General features: G+C 47.6%; 17 protein-coding genes. 12 read left to right on the top strand and 5 right to left on the bottom strand.

Annotated features, from left to right (window positions below):
* Positions 1 to 18: 18 nt before the first annotated feature.
* The 10 genes from E1919_RS08135 (at position 19) to E1919_RS08090 (ending at position 14,037) form a co-directional block, all read left to right on the top strand.
* A complete protein-coding gene (locus E1919_RS08135) occupies positions 19 to 819 on the top strand; it encodes a lysophospholipid acyltransferase family protein (protein WP_237144150.1) in 801 nt (266 codons plus the stop codon).
* The gene (gatC, locus tag E1919_RS08130) at positions 767 to 1,054 is read left to right on the top strand and encodes an Asp-tRNA(Asn)/Glu-tRNA(Gln) amidotransferase subunit GatC (protein WP_162052862.1); all 288 of its coding nucleotides are present in this window, start codon (positions 767 to 769) and stop codon (positions 1,052 to 1,054) included. The genes E1919_RS08135 and gatC overlap by 53 nt, the downstream gene beginning before the upstream one ends.
* Positions 1,055 to 1,069: 15 nt before the next feature.
* Complete coding sequence (locus E1919_RS08125; protein WP_162052861.1) at positions 1,070 to 4,108, top strand: tetratricopeptide repeat protein; 3,039 nt, start codon at positions 1,070 to 1,072, stop codon at positions 4,106 to 4,108.
* 9 nt (positions 4,109 to 4,117) lie between these two features.
* On the top strand, positions 4,118 to 4,843 hold the full coding sequence (locus E1919_RS08120; RefSeq protein WP_162052860.1) for an ABC transporter ATP-binding protein: 726 nt from the start codon (positions 4,118 to 4,120) through the stop codon (positions 4,841 to 4,843).
* A gap of 96 nt (positions 4,844 to 4,939) precedes the next feature.
* Positions 4,940 to 5,488, top strand: a complete 549-nt coding sequence (locus E1919_RS08115; RefSeq protein WP_162052859.1) for a cob(I)yrinic acid a,c-diamide adenosyltransferase — start codon at positions 4,940 to 4,942, stop codon at positions 5,486 to 5,488.
* Positions 5,489 to 5,528: 40 nt separating this feature from the next.
* Positions 5,529 to 6,602, top strand: a complete 1,074-nt coding sequence (locus E1919_RS08110; protein WP_162052858.1) for a branched-chain amino acid aminotransferase — start codon at positions 5,529 to 5,531, stop codon at positions 6,600 to 6,602.
* A 102-nt stretch (positions 6,603 to 6,704) separates the two neighbouring features.
* Positions 6,705 to 7,782 (top strand): peptide chain release factor 2 gene (gene prfB / locus E1919_RS08105; RefSeq protein ID WP_162052857.1). Its coding sequence is split into 2 segments (ribosomal slippage): positions 6,705 to 6,764 and positions 6,766 to 7,782, totalling 1,077 coding nucleotides; the frame shifts between segments, so codons are not numbered across the junction.
* A 748-nt stretch (positions 7,783 to 8,530) separates the two neighbouring features.
* Complete coding sequence (locus E1919_RS08100; protein WP_237144149.1) at positions 8,531 to 11,689, top strand: SusC/RagA family TonB-linked outer membrane protein; 3,159 nt, start codon at positions 8,531 to 8,533, stop codon at positions 11,687 to 11,689.
* A 63-nt stretch (positions 11,690 to 11,752) separates the two neighbouring features.
* Positions 11,753 to 13,288, top strand: coding sequence for a RagB/SusD family nutrient uptake outer membrane protein (locus E1919_RS08095; protein WP_237144147.1), 1,536 nt, complete (start codon positions 11,753 to 11,755; stop codon positions 13,286 to 13,288).
* A gap of 152 nt (positions 13,289 to 13,440) precedes the next feature.
* Positions 13,441 to 14,037 carry a ribonuclease HII gene (locus E1919_RS08090; protein ID WP_162052856.1) on the top strand — a complete coding sequence of 199 codons (597 nt, stop codon included), beginning with the start codon at positions 13,441 to 13,443 and terminating at the stop codon, positions 14,035 to 14,037.
* Between the two features lie 47 nt (positions 14,038 to 14,084).
* On the opposite strand, the gene E1919_RS08085 is transcribed toward E1919_RS08090, so the two are convergent.
* Positions 14,085 to 14,525: a response regulator gene (locus tag E1919_RS08085; protein ID WP_162052855.1), complete on the bottom strand. Its 441-nt coding sequence runs from the start codon at positions 14,523 to 14,525 to the stop codon at positions 14,085 to 14,087.
* 48 nt (positions 14,526 to 14,573) lie between these two features.
* Entirely contained in the window at positions 14,574 to 16,037 is a 1,464-nt protein-coding gene (locus E1919_RS08080; protein ID WP_162052854.1) for a sensor histidine kinase, read from the bottom strand.
* Positions 16,038 to 16,378: 341 nt separating this feature from the next.
* On the opposite strand from E1919_RS08080, the gene gcvT reads away from it, so the two are divergent.
* Together gcvT and E1919_RS08070 are read left to right on the top strand one after the other, a co-directional pair.
* On the top strand, positions 16,379 to 17,467 hold the full coding sequence (gene gcvT, locus E1919_RS08075) for a glycine cleavage system aminomethyltransferase GcvT (RefSeq protein ID WP_162052853.1): 1,089 nt from the start codon (positions 16,379 to 16,381) through the stop codon (positions 17,465 to 17,467).
* Between the two features lie 90 nt (positions 17,468 to 17,557).
* The gene (locus tag E1919_RS08070) at positions 17,558 to 18,268 is read left to right on the top strand and encodes a 2-phosphosulfolactate phosphatase (protein ID WP_162052852.1); all 711 of its coding nucleotides are present in this window, start codon (positions 17,558 to 17,560) and stop codon (positions 18,266 to 18,268) included.
* 182 nt (positions 18,269 to 18,450) lie between these two features.
* On the opposite strand, the gene E1919_RS08065 is transcribed toward E1919_RS08070, so the two are convergent.
* The 3 genes from E1919_RS08065 to dtd form a co-directional block, all read right to left on the bottom strand.
* The gene (locus E1919_RS08065) at positions 18,451 to 18,780 is read right to left on the bottom strand and encodes a nucleotide pyrophosphohydrolase (protein WP_162052851.1); all 330 of its coding nucleotides are present in this window, start codon (positions 18,778 to 18,780) and stop codon (positions 18,451 to 18,453) included.
* Positions 18,781 to 18,796: 16 nt separating this feature from the next.
* Positions 18,797 to 19,711, bottom strand: a complete 915-nt coding sequence (locus E1919_RS08060; protein ID WP_162052850.1) for a hypothetical protein — start codon at positions 19,709 to 19,711, stop codon at positions 18,797 to 18,799.
* 96 nt (positions 19,712 to 19,807) lie between these two features.
* Complete coding sequence (dtd, locus tag E1919_RS08055; RefSeq protein ID WP_162052849.1) at positions 19,808 to 20,260, bottom strand: D-aminoacyl-tRNA deacylase; 453 nt, start codon at positions 20,258 to 20,260, stop codon at positions 19,808 to 19,810.
* Between the last annotated feature and the right edge of the window lie 56 nt (positions 20,261 to 20,316).

Below are 20,316 nucleotides of genomic sequence, written 5' to 3'. Positions count from 1 at the left end.
ATGCTTACATTTGGATGTATGAAAGCCATTAAATACGTATCACATCGAATCTACACTACCTGGTGCGTCACCTGGTTTGTACTGCCGTTTGTGGTATCCTATCCGCTCCAGGCTTTCCTGCTCCGGAAGGAGAAGTGGTGGCGCCACGTGCATAATATAAACCGTGGCTGGTCTACTGTTTTCCTGCGCATGTTTCTGGCTCCGCTTATAGTAGATCGCCGGGCGAAGCTTAACCCGAAGCAGCAGTACATCTTCACGCCTAACCACAGTTCTTACCTCGATATCCCGATGATGCTGCATACCATCCCCGGGTTTCTTAACTTTGTAGGTAAAAGCTCCCTGGCAAAGGTGCCGCTTTGGGGGAAGGTATATGGAACACTTTATATTACGGTAGACCGGAGAAACCCGGTAAGCAGTGCCCGGAGTTACATCAAGTCTGTGAGAACGCTGGAGCAGGGGCGCAGCCTGGCCATTTTTCCGGAAGGAACCATACCGAAAACTGCCGGCGAGAAGCTGATGGAGTTTAAGGACGGGCCTTTTAAGCTGGCTATCGAAAGGCAATTGCCAGTGGTGCCTGTAACGATGCCCTACAACCAGCACTTTCTGCCAGACTTAGAAGGCAAACTGAAAGTACGCTGGCATCCGCTTAAAATAGTGGTGCACGAGCCAATCCAGACAAAAGGCATGACCTTACAGGACCTGCCGGAGTTAAAGGCACGGGTATTTAACATCATTCAGACAGAGATAACGAAACACAAGAAGATATATGTCAACGGATATTCAGACTATAAAAAAATTAGCACACTTAGCGAGGCTTGAGTTCAACGAAGAGAAAGAGCAGGAAATGCTGCAGGACCTGAACAAGATCCTGAACTGGATGGACAAGCTGCGCGAGCTGGACACAGAGAACGTGGAGCCTTTAACGCACATGTCGGAAGAGGTGAACGTGCTGCGCGAGGATGCTGCCAGAAATACTGTTACACATGAAGAGGCGCTGTTAAATGCCCCTAAAAAAGACTCTGATTACTTCCGGGTTCCGAAAGTACTGGAGTAGTCTGCTAACCTACATATGAATAAAATTAAGTTTTGGGAAGGTTGGGATACTACTATAAGGTATCCCTATCTTTTTTTACTCCTTTTGGGTGCGCTGGCCCTGCTGTTGGGCGTTTACCATTATTTTAGCGGAGAGAGTCTTGCCTTTGGCTGGGATAAAATCACAGACCTGCAAATAGTGCCCGTGCCGGTGCATGAGGTAACGCGCCTCCTCGAGCCTTTTACCCTTTCTGCTGACGGCTATCTTCTGTTTGAACAGTATGATGTAGCGCTGCCCACCATAAACACAGTGGCCGCAACGCTTATGCTGGGTATTCTGGCCCTCTGCGTTGCCTTTTATACTGCGGCCATCAGCACCATGAAGCAGTTGCCTTACTTTGGCAGCATACTGCTGCTGATGCTGTTCCTGGCCACCTTCAACTTCGATGTGCTGGGTGCCTTTGGCAATGCCTCCAGCCAGTTGCTGCTCATAGCCATTGCCTTGCTGGCCATCAGCAGTTATGCTTTTCAAGCTTTTTGGAAAGGAGTCAACTTTTCGCTGCGCCTGCTGGCGATGCTATTTGTGGTGCTGCTGATCGGGCTGCTGACTTACCGAGGGGGAGAGTTCCCGGCGGAACTGGTAACGCTGCACCTGGTAAACTATAGCACAATTGGTACGCTGGTAGCTACTGTGCTCTTTATACTGTGGGTAGCTTACGAAAATATAAACGCCTTGCTCTGGATTAATACACAGGCAAAGACACCGGAGCGGCGTTTTAGTATGTGGCAGTTCATACTGGTCAGTGTGCTTTACCTGCTCAACCTGGTGTTACTTTACCTTCGGCATGTAGGGTATCTGCAGCTAGACCTGTTTTACATTAACGGCTATTTCATTCTGCTGCTATCAGCAGTGGCAGGCTTTTGGGGAATGCGGCAGCGGGAGCAGTACTATAAGCCGCTCTTCCTGTTCCGGCCGACAGGTGCTGTGCTGTACTTGGTGTTCGCTACCATTGCCTTCCTGAGCATTGGGTACGCCTTCGCCACAGCCAACGACCCGCTCACTGTGTTTTACCACGACATGATCGTGTATACGCACCTTGCCTTTGGAATAGGCTTCTTCCTCTACATCATGATCAATTTCGGGCGACTCATAGAGCAGCGCCTGCCGGTGTACAAAGTGGTGTATCAACCGAAGAGCTTTTCCCTTTTCTCTTTTTTCCTGATGAGCCTGATTGCCTGTGTTATACTGGTGATGCGCACGCAGTACCGTTCTTATTTTCATGTGCAGGCAGGTTACTACAACTACCTTGGCGATCTGTATTCTGCTTCCGGAAATGATATTCTGGCGCAGCGGTTCTATGAGGAAAGCGATCTGTATGACGCCAACAATGTGAAAGCTAACTATAGCCTGGCCGCCATGCACCGTCAGGATGCGCAGGTAAACAATGAAATTTTACGGCTAAAGGACGCGCTGGAAAAGCGCCCGAACCCGAAAATATACGTGCGCCTCGCGAACCTCTACGACGAAAAGCAGTTCTTCTTCGAAAAGCTGTACGTGCTGCAGCAGGGCGCGGAGCGGTTTCCGGAAAGCGGCGAGATCTATAATAACCTGGCTTTGCTTTACTCCCAGACAAGCGTGCAGGACAGCACCGAGTATTATTTTGACATGGCGCAGGAGTATAATTCAGATAATGATTTTGTGCGCAGCAACCGCCTGGCCTATTACACGCGGCAGGCCATGCTGGACCCTGCCAAAGTGGTGCTGGAGGAAAGCCGGAAAGGCAAAGCCAAGTCGCTTCGCAGCAACATGGCCGCTTTGCGGCAACTGCTGGGCAGGGATCCGCAAAACGAGGACACCTTTATGCCGGATTCCATACAGGCAGTGGAGGACTTTACGCTTTTCTATAACCAGACCATCAGCAGGCTCAACAAAGGCGATACTACGCGGCTTGAGGCAATCGATAATTACCTCGCGTCGCCTGCAAACCAGCTGTTTCACGAAGACCTGCTGTACCTGAAGGGGCTGGTGCACCACTACAACGGCTTGCCAAGAGAGGGCAGGAGAGTGGTTGAGAACCTGGCGCTGCAGTCGGAGCGGCGCAGTGGCTATTACTATAATGCCCTTGGCCAGTGGATGCTGGAAGAAGAAAACTACCGGGCTGCGGCCGCTTACTTCAAGCAGGCCAAAGACCTGGGTTATACTCAAGCCTACCTGAGCCAGGGCTATGCGCTGGCGCTGGCAAACCAGCCGGAGGCCGCTACAGCGGCGCTGGAGGAGGTGGCCTTCACCGAGAACGAAGCTGCGGTTGCCGTGGCACAGGACCTGGCAGAGGTGCTGCAGCAGGATGTAAAGACGATTGTGACAGAGGTGCCGGACAAGGACAAGGTGCAGTACCTGTTAACCCGCTTGCCGCAACTGAGCCTGGAGGAGGTGAACATACTGGTGCAGGCGGTAGAAGAGAAAGACCTGAAGCGCCGGGCTATGATAGCACGTATAGATTACCTGATTGGCCGGAAAGACTGGAGGGCAGCTTACGAGGCGATAAAAGAAACAGCACCCAGGCTGCAGCCGGAAGGGGAACTCCGGTCGGCCCTGAACCTGCAGCAGCTCAAGGTGTGGCTGTATGCCGGAAACTACGATGCCGTGCTTAACAGAATGGACAAGCTGTACCTGACAGACCGCGATAAGCGCCAGCGGCTGTACTTTAGAGCCCGTATCGCAGAAGAGAAGGGGCGCACAGAAGAAGCCGCCACGAGGTATGAGCAGGCCCTGAAAATGCTTCTGTATGATGAAGAAGTGGTGTTGGCAGCAGCAAATTTTTTTGACAGATATAAGCCGGAAGGAGAGACAGCCTATAACATTCTCCTGAGCGGTATCACCTATAATCCTTATGCGGCAGAGCTCTATAAAGCGTATGCGCTGGAGAGCCTGGACCAGGGGTTATATACCTATGCTGAGCAGGCACAGGAAACGTTGCAGAATTTGCTTCCTTCTTCAGAATACAGTACATTTATAAAGAAGTTAAACCAAAAACGCCAGGAAGTTGAGACCCGTGCTGACAACTGGCAACTATGAAAAAAACGTATGGACACGCTTATTGTAACGCACGACATCTCAAAGATATACCGAATGGGGGCGGAGACCATCCACGCGCTCAAATCAGTGTCTATTAAAATCTCTAAAGGCGAGTATGTGGCTTTTATGGGACCTTCTGGCTCCGGCAAGTCCACGTTCATGAACATTATCGGCTGCCTCGACACACCCACCGGCGGCACCTATATCCTGAACGGCAACGATGTGAGCAACATGACCGACAATGAGCTGGCAGAGGTGCGCAACAAAGAAATAGGCTTCGTGTTCCAGACCTTTAACCTGCTGCCGCGGCAAACATCGCTGGAGAACGTGGCTTTGCCGCTGATTTATGCAGGCTACGGCAAGAGCGACCGGGAGGAGAAGGCACAGCGTGCGCTAGAAAGCGTGGGCCTCGGCACCAGGGGCAAGCACAAGCCAAACGAACTCTCTGGTGGTCAGCGGCAGCGTGTAGCCATTGCCCGCGCCCTCATCAACAACCCAAGCATCATACTGGCCGATGAACCGACAGGTAATCTCGACTCAAAAACCTCTTACGAGATTATGGAGTTGTTTGAAGACCTGCACTCCAAGGGTAACACCATTATTATGGTGACGCACGAAGAGGATATTGCCAAATACGCACACCGCATCATCAGAATGCGCGACGGCCTGATAGAGTCTGATACGATAAATGAGGATATCGCTACCGCCACCAGACTACAGGCAGAACAACATTAAAGTTTGTTTTAAGTTTTACCTTTGAGCTGCAAATGCGTGTTTTCAAAACCTGGAATCACCCATTTTAGCTTCAAAAACAAAATTAACAGGCTCTTAATGAAAATATACACAAAAACAGGCGACAAAGGCACCACCTCCCTTATAGGAGGAACCCGTGTGGCTAAATCTGATCTGCGCATAGAGGCTTATGGTACTGTAGACGAACTGAACTCTTACATCGGGCTGGTGCGTGACCAGGAGGTGAACAGCGAACGTGCCACTATCCTGAAAGAGATACAAGACAGACTTTTCACTATTGGTGCCCTCCTGGCTACTGATCCTGAGAAATCAAAAATGAAAACCCCTGACCTGCACGAAGAGGATGTAACCCTACTGGAGCAGGAGATTGATATCATGACAGCCGAAGTGCCGCCCCTGCGCGCTTTTGTGCTGCCAGGCGGGAATCAGTCCGTGTCGTTTTGCCATATAGCCCGTTGCGTGTGCCGCCGTGCCGAGCGTATAGCCATTCATTTACAGGAGCTTTCGCCGGTAGAGGACCTGGTGATAAAATATCTGAACAGATTATCCGACTATCTGTTCGCACTTTGCCGTAAAATGACACAGGAGCTCGGGGCGGAGGAAATTACCTGGAAGCCGCGCATCTGATAAAACATATCTGAATAAATTTAAGCATAAACCTAATTATATGTCAGTTGATACTCTAACTATACCTACAGAGCGTGTGCAGCAATCACGCATCTCGCAGGTAAATTTTGACAATCTTCAGTTTGGGAAGACTTTTTCCGACCACATGTTTGTGGTGGACTACAAAGACGGCGCATGGCAAAACCCACAGGTGCTGCCATACGGTAACATGTCGCTGAGCCCTGCTACTTCTTCCCTGCACTATGGCCAGGCCCTTTTTGAAGGGATGAAAGCATACCGTGGCCAAAATAATGACCTTCTACTTTTCAGACCCCTGTCCAATCATAAGCGCCTGAACACTTCGGCAGAGCGTTTGTGCATGCCGGAGTTGCCGGAAGAGCTTTTTATGCAAGGACTTACCCAGTTGTTGCGCACAGATGCAGAATGGGTGCCGTCCAAGGAAGGAAGTTCTCTATACATCCGTCCGCTGATGTTTGCCACCGACGACTACATTGGTGTGCGGCCATCTCTAAACTACCGTTTTCTGATCATCACCTGCCCGGTAGGCAAGTACTACGATAAGCCGGTGAAGGTGGCGGTGGAACCTAATTATGTGCGTTCAGCAGAAGGCGGAGCGGGCTATGCCAAAGCGGCAGGTAACTATGCGGCGGCACTGCTGCCATCCCGTAAAATGCAGGAGAAAGGTTACGACCAGCTTATCTGGACTGATGCCAAGGAGCACAAATACATAGAGGAATCAGGTACCATGAACGTGATGTTCGTGATAAACGGTGTGCTGGTTACTCCAAGCCTGAGCACCAGCATTCTGCACGGTGTTACCCGCGACAGTGTGCTGCAGGTGGCAAAAGACCTCGGCTATACGGTAGAAGAGCGCCGTATTGCTGTTGACGAAGTCATTGGGGCGCAGAAGAATGGAAAGCTTTCAGAAGCTTTCGGAACGGGAACAGCAGCTATAATTTCCCAGATTTCCCTGATTCACCATAATGGGCAGGATTATGAGCTGCCTCCTGTGGAGGGGCGTGAAATCTCTAACAAGGTAGCTGCCGAATTAGATAAAGTAAGAACAGGCCAGGCCCCGGATACACACAACTGGGTTCATAAAATTAGCCTGTAAGGTATAACATATGCACAACATGCTGGAGTATAGGCTGCTATGGTTTGTACTCCAGCATTTTGCCTTTTAACAATTTCATACATTTTTTATAAACTATAACCCATGACAACTGAACAGGTTAAGGAATTAAAGGCCAGAGTTGAGGCCTTGAGGAGGTATCTTTGACTACGATACCAAGAGACAACAGATAGAAGAAACAGAAAAGCAAACCACTGCCCCTGATTTTTGGGATGACCCGAAAGCTGCGGAAAAGGTCCTTAAAGAAATCAAATCCATTAAAGTGTGGACAGACCATTACGAGGAGGTAGACAAGGCGCTCTCCGATTTTGAGGTGCTGTTTGATTTTTACAAAGAGGGAGACGTTTCGGAAGAGGATATTAAACAGGAGTTCAAAAAAGCGACTGACGCAGTAGAGGGGCTTGAGTTCAAGCGCATGCTGAGCAGCGAGGAAGACCAGTTGAACGCTATCATCGAAATAAACCCAGGTGCCGGCGGTACAGAGAGCCAGGACTGGGCCGAGATGCTGATGCGCATGTACATCATGTGGGCGGAGTCCCATAAATTCGGCGTGAAGCAAATCAACTATAACCCGGGTGACGGTGCCGGTATAAAGTCCGCTACCTTAGAGATAACCGGCGACTTTGCCTACGGCTACCTGAAATCTGAAATAGGGGTACACCGCTTGGTGCGCATCTCACCGTTTGACTCCGGTGGCCGTCGCCATACTTCGTTTGCCTCGGTGTTTTCTTACCCGGTAGTAGACGACACCATCAATATCGAGATCAACCCGAGTGATATCGATTGGGACACTTTCCGATCGGGCGGTGCCGGTGGCCAGAACGTGAACAAAGTAGAGACAGCCGTGCGCCTGAAGCACAAGCCATCGGGTATTGTGATTGAGTGCCAGATTGAACGTTCCCAGCTCATGAACAAAGAGCACGCGCTGCGCATGCTGAAGTCCCGGCTGTACCAGATAGAGATAGAAAAGCGAAATGAGGAGCGTGACCGCATCGAGAGCACCAAAAAGCGCATCGATTTCGGCTCACAAATCCGGAATTATGTGCTGCACCCTTACAAGCTTGTCAAAGACATTCGGACGGGTGTAGAGCGTAGCGATGTACAGAACGTGCTGGATGGAGACCTGGATGAGTATATCAAAGCGTACCTGATGCAGGCCTAAGCTATTTGTGTAGAAGTTTAAACAGAAAAAGGCACCATTTACGGTGCCTTTTTCTGTTTATGTCCGGTACATATTTAGGAGAACCATTAGCCCTCACTTAAAGCAATTGCACATATTTTAAGGTAATACTTTACAAGCGTTTATTCCCGGAGAAAGTATAACAGGAAGAAGAGGTATTTTAATTTCTCAATACAAACACTTATATATCAACTACTGATGGGTTTCTTTTCGGCAACAAACTTATCATGATATATTTCATTTTGATAACAATATGAATTAGTTATTAACGAATAAATACAATTTGTTATAGTTGGTAAGTGATTGCTCAGAAAAAAGATATGTTTGTTGATGGATATAACAAAGGATGTATGTTGTTTTTGTTGTAACATCAATAGATTCGTTTGTTTGATGGAAAATTTATTTTTTTTGCCGCTATTGTTTTTGTATTTGTTAATACATAATATTGGGAAACGGTAATAAACATTAGCGTACGGCGCGAAAAAAATAGCAGATGATTCATGGTATCCTAATTCAACTCCATTCCCTGTGTTAGTTTACTGTAGTCTGTTGTAAGGCCCGTAGCAGAAAAAGCTTCAATAAAACTTGAGAAAGACCTAATACTGCCAGGTGTTTTATACTCCCTGACTATTATTATTGAGCACTCATAAAGTGCTACTGGAAAAGTATTACCCAAATATTACAATAAACCAAACTCAATTAACTTAATCAATCTAACTACTAACAACAAATGAGAAAATTGTTACTCATGAGTTTTGTTTTCGTGCTTACGCTTCTACAACAAGCATATGCACAGAGCAAAACGGTGTCTGGAACGGTAACCGACCAGGCCACATCACAAGGGCTACCCGGTGTAGCTGTAATCGTAAAAGGTACCACTGTAGGAACGGCCACAGGTCCCAATGGCAATTTTACAGTAAACGTACCTGAAGGCTCAAACACACTCGTGTTCAGGTACATTGGATACCAGACTGTGGAGCGGCCAGTTGGCAACAGCAGTGCTATTAATGTGGCACTGGCAGTAGACAACAAGCAACTGGAAGAGGTTGTGGTAGTTGGATATGGTACGCAGCTGAAAAGAGACGTGACTAGTTCTATTGCACAGGTATCAGGAGAGGAGATAGCCAATTTAGCTACTCCAAGCTTTGATCAGCAGCTCGCTGGTCGTGCCTCTGGTGTGCAAATCACGCAGCCATCTGGTATCCTGGGAGCTCCTCCTAAAATCAACATCCGCGGTGTAAACTCTATTTCTTCCAGCACACAGCCACTTATCGTAATTGATGGTGTACCTGCTATTACTGGAGACTTGGGTGGTTTTACGCCGGCAAACGCGCTTGCCGACATCAACCCGAACGATATTGAGTCTTTCGAAATATTAAAAGATGGTGCTGCAACGGCTGTGTACGGTTCCCGTGCATCAAACGGTGTTATATTAGTTACTACAAAGCGCGGTAAAGCTGGTCAAGCTAAGTTCTCTTACGACGGATGGGCTGGTACTGCCAAGGCAATTGAACTACACGATCTGTTGAATGCAGCAGAGTTTGTTGAAATAACAAATGAGAAATACAGAAACATAGGTCAGACTGAACCAGCAAATTTGGGAGAGTCGGACACAGACTGGAACAAAGAAGTATTCCGCACTGCCCTTCAGCAAAGCCACGCTTTCTCAGCTAGTGGTGGTACTGACAGAAACACATATTATTTCTCTTTAGGTTACACTGATCAGGAAGGTATAGGACGTGCTAATAACCTGAAGCGTTACACAGTTCGAACGAACATGACAACAAAGGTTACAGACTGGCTCGACTTTGGTATTCAAGCCGGCTTGTCCAACCAGATCAACGAAGGCCCTTTAACGGGTTCTAACAGCTTGTCTGGTAATATGTTCAGCGTTATCCGTATGCACCCAAACGTGCCGGTATATGACCCGAACCATCCAACAGGATACAACATTGATGAGGTAAACCCAAGATCACTTGGCCGCGGACCAAACACCGCCACTATAGCCAATGGTATCCCAAACATCCGTTTTGTGCTGGACAACAACCTGCGTAAATCAATCAGCTACCGTGGACTTGGAAATGCTTACCTGGACTTTAAAATAGTAGACAATCTGCATTTCAAAACAATGCTTGGTGCCGACTTGAGCATGACCGAAGACTTCCTGTATAACGACCCACGTCACGGTGATGGTCAGGGATCTAATGGTACGCTTTCTCAGGCTTACACGCCAATCAACCGTTGGAACCTGCAGAACATCCTGAGCTACAACAAGCAACTGGGCGAAGTGCATAACATTGATGCAACTTTGGTGCAGGAATACACTAAAACCAGAAACCGCTTCTTCCAGGCACAGGGAACTGGCCTTGCGGACCGTTTCTTCCGTGAGAACCTTGTGAGTGGTGCCTTTGCTAACCAGTTTGCTTTTGGTGGTATCGGTGAAAACGGTCTTGCTTCCTATATGGCTCGTTTTAACTATAACTATGCAGGTAAGTATTATATCGGTGGTTCAATTCGTGCGGATGGTTTATCTAAGCTTCCTGCTGATAGCCGTTGGGGATATTTCCCGGGTGTGTCTGCTGCATGGAGAATCTCTGAAGAAGACTTCTTCAAAAATGCTGCTTTCTCCACCATACTTAGCGACTTGAGAATAAGAGGTAGCTATGCTGAAGTAGGTAACGTGGATATCGATGGTAACTATCCTTATTTAGGTACATTTGGTTCTGCGCAATACGGATCTCAGAACGGTATCTCTTACAGCAATACGGCTAACCCGGACCTTAGGTGGGAGTCTCAGAAGATTTCTGATATAGGTTTAGACTTAGGCTTGTTCAACGGCCGCATTAACCTAGAAATGGCCTACTGGAAAAAAGACAACTCAGACATCGTGCTGAATGCGCCGACGCCTCCTTCTTTGGGTGTACCAGGAAACAGCATCAGCAGAAACATTGGCCGTATTGTAAATGATGGTCTTGAGTTTGCTATTTCAGGTGCTGTTTTAAGCACTTCTAATTTCAGCTGGAACTCCAGCCTGAACTTCTCTACGCAGCGCAATGAAATTAAAGAACTTGTGGAGGGACAGGACATTGTGTATGAATACACCATCCACCGCGAAGGCGAGTCTATCAATGCCATCTATGGTTACAACTATGAGGGTGTGAACATGGCAAACGGTAACCCTATCTATCGTAAGGCAGATGGCACTTTAGTACAAGGTAACATTACAGGTGTGCCTGCAAACACTGCAACCGGAACACCAGCAATAGCAGCCGGTGTATATTACGGATACGACCCAGCTAACCCAGCAGTGTATGGTACAAGAACTTCTTTAACTACTGCAGACAAAGAAATTCTTGGTACAACGCTTCCAAAGTGGTTTGGTGGTTTTGATAACAACTTTAAGTATGGCAACTTCGACCTGAACGTATTCTTCCGCTTCTCTGGTGGTAATATGATCATGAACCGTACGCGCCAGGATCTGTTAACGATGGCATTTGAGAACAACGGTGCAGAAATACTGGACAGATGGCAGAGCCCGGAAAACCCTGGTGATGGACAGACTCCAAAGTTAGCAGCCGGTGCCGCTTACAGTAACTTTATCAACCGTGTAAGTGAATCCTCTACCCGTTTCGTAGAGAGTGGCGATTTCTTAAAGTTGAGCAATCTGACTTTAGGTTATACCCTGCCTACAGCGCTTACGCAACGTGCTAAAGTTAACCGCCTAAGAGTGTACGCTCAGTTACAGAACGCCCTTGTATTCACAAAGTACTCTGGCCTGGATCCTGAGACTTATACTAACATTACAGGCACTAACAGCAACCTGGGAGTTGACTTCAATGGCCAGCCGCAGCAGCGTATAGCCACTGTGGGTGTAAATCTTGGATTTTAATTATTAAATTATCTGACAATGAAAAATAGATTTTTCTTAAAACATAAATTGAGGTTAGCGCTCATGGCACCGGCAATTTGCATGTCGCTGCTGCTTACTTCCTGCGAAGATGATGTATTGGAGTTAATGCCCTTTAACGCGTTAACAGAGGAAACTGCCTTTACTACACCAGAGCGTATCAACCTTGCGGTAGTGGGTATTTATGATGCGGCACAAAGCGGCTTTTATGCCGGTACTGCAGTGCGTGGCTATCCTTTTGGTGCGGCACACATAGAGCAGGGTGATAACCGTGGAGAGGACATGCTGAACCTGGAGGCCTTCTATGCCATCACTTACGAGTCTACCTATAACGCGGCCTCTGCCAACAACCTATACCACTTCGAAACGCTTTACGGCGTGATTAACCAGGCAAATGTGGTGATTGAGGGACTTCAGAACGCGGTTGCTTCTAATGTTATCACAGCAGAGGTAGCGCAGCAGTATGAGGCTGAAGCCCGCTTTTTACGTGCTTTGGCACATCATGAGCTTTTAATACACTTTGCACGCCCTTACAACCATACACCTGATGCATCACACTTGGGTGTGCCGTACAGAACAATGGCTGTAAACACGCCTGCGCGTGTTGAAGAAGCAGCTGCCGCGGGTCGTAATACAGTGAAAGAAAGTTATGATCTACTGTTGCAGGACCTAAACTTTGCAGAAGAAAATCTGCCTGAAGAACGCGCTAACCAGATCTCCAGAGCGACACAAGGTGCTGCCATTGCGCTTAAAACACGCGTGTTGCTGCACAAGCGTGATTGGGCTGGCGTGATAACAGAAGGTCGTAAACTAGTGCCTGAATCAGCTCCCTATGTGAGCCCGATTGGAGGGTACAGCTTAACAGAGTCACCTGAAGGTCCTTTCGCAAATAACAGTAGTAACTCCGAGTCTATTTTCTCCTTTGAAAATACGGCAAACGATAACGCTAGTGTGAATGGATCGCTGGGACAGATGTACAATGCCGCTACTGGTGGCCGCGCACTGGTGGCTATCAGCCCGATTATCTGGAATGCAGCTTTCTGGCCTGAAGACGATGCACGCCGTGATATAACAGTGAGCACAGCCAGAGCAATATATACCAGCAAATACCGTGATGCAGCAACTCAATCAGATTGGTCTCCGATTGTGCGTTATGCAGAGGTAATGCTGAACGTGGCAGAGGCCATCGCCAGAACAGAAGGAAACGGTCAGGCGCTGGAACTCCTAAACGCAGTGCGCGGAAGATCTACAGATCAGTTATATACCGATTTATCTGGGGATGCTTTAGTACAAGCTATCATCAATGAGCGACGTGTTGAGTTTCTGGCAGAAGGTATACGCTGGAAAGATATCCACCGCCTGGCTGTAGAAGGAACTTTTGGTCCTCAGGGTATTCCTGCTAAAGTTGCTTCTGCAAACTTGAAGTTTACGGATTACGTGGCTGCCAGTGGAGAAGTAAGAGCAGGTGCAATATCAGTTACTGCTATCCCTTATGATGACTATCGTTTCATCTGGCCAATTCCTGTGACTGAGACAAACGCTAACCCTACGTTAGCAGCGCAGCAAAACCCAGGATATTAGTCTTAACTAAATTCAACTCTAAAGGCCTTCCGTTTAAAACGGGAGGCCTTTTTGTTGTAAGGTAGTAAAGCCTTTCACTTGTTGCTTAAAACCCGCCAGCGTTTGACTGGCGGGTTTTTCTTTTTATACTTGTGACAATTATTTTAATACCTATGCTCTTACCAAACCACAGTGGCTATACCTTAGAAGCGGGAGTAGATGAAGTAGGCAGAGGCTGCCTGGCCGGTCCTGTAGTGGCGGCAGCTGTAATCCTGCCTATCCATTACCGGCACCCACTCCTGAACGACTCCAAAAAGCTCAGCAAAAAGCAGCGGGAACTGCTGCGGGAAGATGTCCTGAAAGATGCCGTGGCGTGGGCAATAGGAGAGGCCTCCCCGGCAGAGATAGATGAGGTAAACATTCTGAACGCCACATACCTGGCCATGCACAGGGCATTGGAAAAGCTAAGGCAGGAGCCGGAGTACCTGTTGGTGGACGGTAACAGGTTTAAGCCTTACAAAGAACTGCCTTTTAGTTGTATGGTAAAAGGAGATGGCAGGTACCTTTCCATTGCGGCCGCCTCGGTTCTAGCTAAAACCTACCGCGATGACCTGATGTGCGCCCTGTCAGCAACACATCCGTATTATGGTTGGGAGCAGAACGCAGGATACCCTACAAAACTTCACCAGAATGGGATTAGCAGGCATGGCGCAACAGTGCACCACCGGCAATCGTTTACGCTGCTGCCCAAACAACCAGAACTGTTCTAAGGCTATTGTACTGGCAATATTTTTTTTAATAGGAGAGTCTGGTGCGGCTACTGTTTCAGCTTGATCAGGTCAAGAAAAAGACTGAAACTGTCGAGGGAGGAATGGCTTTTCTCAAAGCTGTCGAAGGTAAGTGGTTTTACGATGTAGCCTGTTACATTCAGCTGCTGGGCTGCCATCCGGTCTATGTCTTCATTTGAAGTCGTCATAATAAAGACAGGGATGTGGCTGAATTCCGGCTCACGGCGCATTTCTGCCAAAAACTCCAGTCCATTCATCTTGGGCATGTTAATGTCTAAGAGAATAACGCTGGGTGCAGGCGAAATTCTTTCAGCACCTTCGGTTCCGCGTAGCATGTTCAGGGCCTCACGGCCATTGCGTGCCACCAGTAACGGAAGGGAAACGCTTATTTTGCTTAGCTCCCGCTCTACATTCATAATATCCAGGTAGTCATCTTCAACTAAAAGGATATTTACTACTTTATCACTCATTATTTAATTGTGCCTCCGGTAAAAACTTAAAACAACTAAAATATCATCTCACTTTTTAGGCCATGTAAAGGTAAAAGTAGCGCCCTGCCCAAGCTGAGAAATAACACCTATACTGCCTCCCTGCCACTCTACAATCTTTTTTACGATGGTTAAACCGACACCAGTGCTTTCCACCGCATCCCGTTCCTGCAGCGTCTGAAAGATAACAAAAATCCGCTCATGGTAATCCGGGTCAATGCCCGGGCCGTTATCTGATACAGAAAATTCGTAGAAGTTGTCCATTTCCTGGCAGCTTACCTTTACCAGGCCCTCACTTTTATCATGGTACTTAATAGCATTATTGATGAGGTTGCTGAACACCTGCTGCAGCTGTATACGGGTAGTATGCAGTATTGGCATATTATTCTGTACCTCAATGTTAAAGCCTGGAGGAGGGGTGAGCATGTCTACTATCTCACTCAGCAGCATGTTCACATCCACCTCCTCCTCTATTTGATTTGTGCGGCCGATGCGGGCCAGCGCAAGGATACCGTTGATCAGGTTTTCCATGCGGTGCACCCGAATGCGCATCATCATGAGGTACTCCTGCACCTTGGGAGGCAGCTGCGTACCCATGTCTTCCTCCACCCAACGCGAAACCACCTCTATGCCGCGTAGCGGTGCCTTCAGGTCATGCGATACTACATACGCAAACTGGTCGAGTTCTTTGTTCTTGCGGTCCAACTCGGTAAAAGTCTCACCTATGGTAGCCGACATACGGTTAAGGGAGTGCGAGAGTTGGCTGAGTTCATCGCGGGAGTTGTCGATTATCTGAGTTTTGTAGTCGCCCTGCGATACTTGTTCGGCCAGCGTCACCATTTTAATAATTCGCCCAGAAATGAGGCGCGTAATGTAATAGGCCCAACTTAAACCCAGCATAACAGACAGAATGGTGAGTATGGTAGAGAGCTGTTTGGTGTTTATTATACTAGCATTCAGCCGATCACGCCGCTCTGTACGCACCTGGTATTCATAACCATTAAACTCACTGAAGGCGGTACGGATGGTGTCCATCAAAGCTTTCTCACCCATTACAAGGCTGTCCAGCCTCAGGTGAAAAGTATCGTCTACTTTTCCCACATCAGTGCGTACCATGTCAATGAGCGGTTCAGCATACACCTTCTGCCATCGGTTTTGCAGGTGTATAATCTCATTTATTTTTTCTTCCTGCCCGGGCAAATCACTCATAAAGTTCTTCGTTTGCTGGAAAAGGCTGGGCAATTGGTTTTTTGCCTGTACGTAGGGCTGGAGGAACGTCTCGTTTCCATTTAACAAAAAGCCACGCAAGCCTGTTTCCATGTCAATAATGTTGCGCTGCAGGGAAGCAGAGTTCCGAATAACAATCTGGGACTGCGAAAGCCACACGGTGTTTTCAAAGACAGCGTCAGAAAGCCGGATGTTCACAATGGCTACCGCTGTAAAGAGGAGTGAAATGAGTAGGAAGCCTGCAAAGAGTTTATAAGAGAGTTTCATTTAAAGTTGCTTTTCCTCTGCATTAAGGGCATATCAGGAATTTAAAGGTACAATTGTTTTCTGAAGTTTATAGGTCTGAAAGCACTCATTTGCAGCTAAAGTATAAAGTTTAATCATGCTATATAGTGTGGAGATACAAAAAAGGGGCGGGCTTAAAAGGAAAAGACAAACCAATGCAAAATGAATACGCCTGAGTAGCAGGAATGTTAGAGCTGATCCTGATGATGCCCCAGGTTTAAAGCCTTTTTGCCGCCGCCACAGGAGCGGGTATTTTATTTCGGAAGGGGATTTAATTTACTTATTTTTGCCACTCAAATACGCTGAACCTTATACAACACTGCATGGAACTTAAAAAGATTGCTTTAAATGATGTGCACGAAGCCCTGGGTGCTAAAATGGTGCCTTTTGCCGGCTATAATATGCCTGTGCGCTATTCATCTGATATAGAAGAACATAATACTGTGCGTAATGCTGTTGGTGTTTTTGATGTCTCGCACATGGGCGAGTTCATGTTGCGCGGTCCGCAGGCCCTGGACCTGATACAGCGTATCACATCAAACGATGCCTCTAAACTAACAGATGGCAAAGTACAGTATTCCTGCTTCCCGAACGAAGAAGGCGGTATTGTTGACGACTTGCTGGTATATCGTTTCAGCGAAGATGAGTATATGCTGGTCGTAAACGCCTCCAATATTGAGAAAGACTGGGCTTGGGTAAGTAAGTATAACACCAAAGGTGTGGAGTTGGAGAACATCTCTGATGAGATGTCGCTGTTTGCTGTGCAGGGGCCAAAGGCAGCCGAGGCACTGCAGTCGCTCACGGCTATTGACCTGCCAGCCATGGTATACTATACCTTTGAAAAAGGTGAATTTGCCGGCGTGCAGGATGTCATTGTTTCGGCAACAGGCTATACTGGTTCAGGTGGTTTCGAAATTTACGTGAAGAACGAGGATGCCAAAGCCGTGTTCGATGCCATTATGGAGGCTGGCAAGGATTTCGGTATCAAACCAATAGGGCTTGGCGCGCGCGACACGCTGCGCCTGGAAATGGGTTTCTGCCTTTACGGAAACGATATAAACGACACAACCTCTCCATTGGAAGCAGGCCTGGGCTGGATCACGAAGTTCGAAAAAGACTTTACAAACGCTGATAATCTCAAAGCACAGAAAGAAGCTGGTGTAGCACGCAAGCTGATCGCGTTTGAGATGCTGGAAAAAGCCATCCCGCGCGCGCACTACGATATTGTGGATACAGCAGGGGATAAGGTGGGTGAAGTGACGTCGGGCACGATGGCGCCATCGCTGGGCAAAGGCGTTGGCCTTGGCTATGTAACCAAAGACTTAAGCAAAGCAGGCACCGAAATTTACATCCGGATCCGCAACAAAGATTTGAAGGCACAGGTGGTAAAGCTGCCTTTCTATAAGAAATAAATTAATTGTTGATTGCTAATTGTTAATTGTTGTTCAATAAGTTGTTGGGCAAAATACAGCAATATGCAATCAACCATCAGCAATAAAAAGATGGCAAGTATAGACGTGTGCTACAGCCCGGAGCTGCTGCACTTATATGATTTAAAAGGAAAGGCAGTAGTGGCGGTAGATATACTGCGGGCTACTTCTACCATGGTGACAGCTTTTGCACACGGTGCTAAAGACATTTTTCCGGTGATGGAACTGGAGGAATGCCGTGCTTTTTCCGGAGAAGGCTGCCTGACAGCTGCCGAGCGCAATGGCATAAAAGCAGAAGGCTTTGATCTTGGTAATTCCCCTTTCAGCTATATGAACGGTGCCGTGAATGGCCGCTCTATTGCCATTACAACCACCAACGGTACCCGTGCCATTCGCCTATCCGAAGCTGCTGAAGAGGTAATAGTGGGTGCTTTTCTGAACCTGAAAACGGTAGCCAAACATTTGAAGGAGCTAGCTTTAGACGTGGTGGTGGTGTGTGCTGGCTGGAAAGGACAGTTTAACCTGGAGGATACCCTTTTCGCCGGCGCCTTGGTGGATTACCTGCAAAAGGATTTTGCTTTTGAGAACGATGCCACCCTGGCCTCGCTACACCTGTACCAGGCCGCCAAGACGGATGTGTTCAATTTCCTGAGACAGTCCTCGCATGTGCGCCGCCTCGAGAATTTAGGCATTCATGAAGATGTCCAGTTCTGCCTGCAGCACAACCTGTATGAGGTGCTACCAGTATGGCGCCAGGATAGACTGATAGATTTGAAAAGTTAGAAAGTTAGAGGGTTAAAAAGTTAGAAAGTTACAATAGCCCTGGAACTGGCGCCGGTATCCAACCGGTGACGTACAGTGTGTGCGAGTCTCCAGACTCGTTTGTGGGAAACGAAGGTTAAGAGCTAATATCTAAAATGAGCATGAGTTTTAAATAGCATTTAACTTTCTAACCCTCTAACTTTTTAACCTTTTAACTTCTTATTATTCTTGTGCCGCTCGCTGTCGCGGGCGGTTTTCTTTTCAAGGTTTTTGCGCAGTGCCTCCGTTAAATCAGTGCCGGTCTGGTTTGCCAGGCAGATCAGGACAAACAATACATCGGCTAGTTCATCGCCCAGATTTTTGCCTTCGTCGCTCTTTTTAAAGGATTGTTCTCCGTACTGCCGCGAAATAATACGGGCTACTTCTCCCACTTCTTCTGTGAGGATGGCCATGTTGGTGAGTTCGTTAAAGTAACGAACACCGTTTTCCTGTATCCACTTATCTACAATGGCTTGTGCTTCGGCTAATGTCATGCTTTTATATGCTTATCTATTTGCCAAACTTAACCACAAAATCAACATAAGGCACGCCTATAAAGACAATTTCACTGGCAATGTCAGGGTTGTTCAGGAAGGCGAAGTCAACCGTAATTTTCTCACCCATAAAGCGTAAGCCATAGGAATAAACACCATAGTAGCCTTCTGCCGGTACAAACCAGTTCTCTGATACCAGCGCCACTTTACGCCCAATTCGTTTCATGCCACTGAGGTTAATCACGGGCTCCCCGGAAACTTCGTCATCTACGTATCCAAAGCCAACGCCAAGGGTAACGTTATTGTCCCTGTTGCCATACGTTACAATGCCGTAGCCAATGCCCAGTCCTGAAAAGTCTTCGATGGCTGAGTTCGCGTAAAGTACACCAGCCCCGGCATTCCAGTTCTCACTAATGGGGAAAGTATATTTGGGTGTGATGAAGAAGATTGGTTCGCCAGAGAAAGTGGATATCAGTTCAAAACCAGCCCCAATAGTAAACCTGTCTGTAACCCCATAGTTAAAAGAGTTCAGGACCAGATATGTGTTTTGGTAGTATGCTTCGCCTTTGCGCAGGCTATAAGCAGAAGGAGCGAAGAGGTAGCGGGTGGCATTCGGATTTTCAAACCAATATACTCCATTCCTGAAGTTTCGCTCGTTCAGAATCCGGAAATTCTTTACGGCACTCATCGGGATTGTTATCTCACCGGCGCTTTCGGTTAGCAAGCGAATGCCTGCTTCACTTTGGCCTAAATATGTTCCCTGAAATACGGAGCCATCGTTGGTCTCTACCACCCAGCGCTGCGGGGGGAAGGTTTGTGCCTGTATACTGTCTGTTTGCTGTGCCAGCACAGCAGTGGCCGAACTGAGCCATAAGGTAATACACAGCAAAGCAAATACAGCAAAGGAGCAAGCGTGCAATCTGCTAACCATAATTCGGAGGTAAAGCAATATGAAACTGATTTCGCAATGACCCCTAAATATATAGAATTGCGCTATATGTTTGTCCTTTAGGTGGTTGTTTTTTAGCTATTCCTTGTTTTGGGTGTCTATTGTAATAGTAACAGGGCCATCGTTCAGAAGCGACACTTTCATGTCGGCACCAAACTCACCGGTTTGCACTTTTTTCCCCAGGCTAGCCTCCAGTAGCGTTACAAAGCGCTCGTACAGCGGAACAGCCAGGGTAGGGGGGGCAGCATTGATGTAGGAGGGGCGATTGCCTTTTTTTGTGCTGGCATACAACGTAAACTGACTGATAACAAGTAGGTCCCCCTGCACGTCCTGCACACTCAGGTTCATTTTACCTTCTGCATCCCCAAAAATGCGTAGCTGCGCTACTTTTCCCGCCATCCACTTCAGGTCTTCCTCCGTATCGTCATCGTAAAACCCCGCCAGCAGCAGCAGGCCATGCCCTATTTCACCTTTCACCTTATTCTCAATCACGACCGAAGCCTGCGTTACCCGCTGTATTACAATGCGCATACTTAACTATAGATTCATTGAGGGGCAAAGGTATAAATTTTGTGATATGGAAATTC

The organism is Pontibacter pamirensis (assembly GCF_010015475.1).
Classification (GTDB): Bacteria; Bacteroidota; Bacteroidia; order Cytophagales; family Hymenobacteraceae; genus Pontibacter; species Pontibacter pamirensis.
This window is presented reverse-complemented; position numbering and strand designations above follow the sequence as displayed.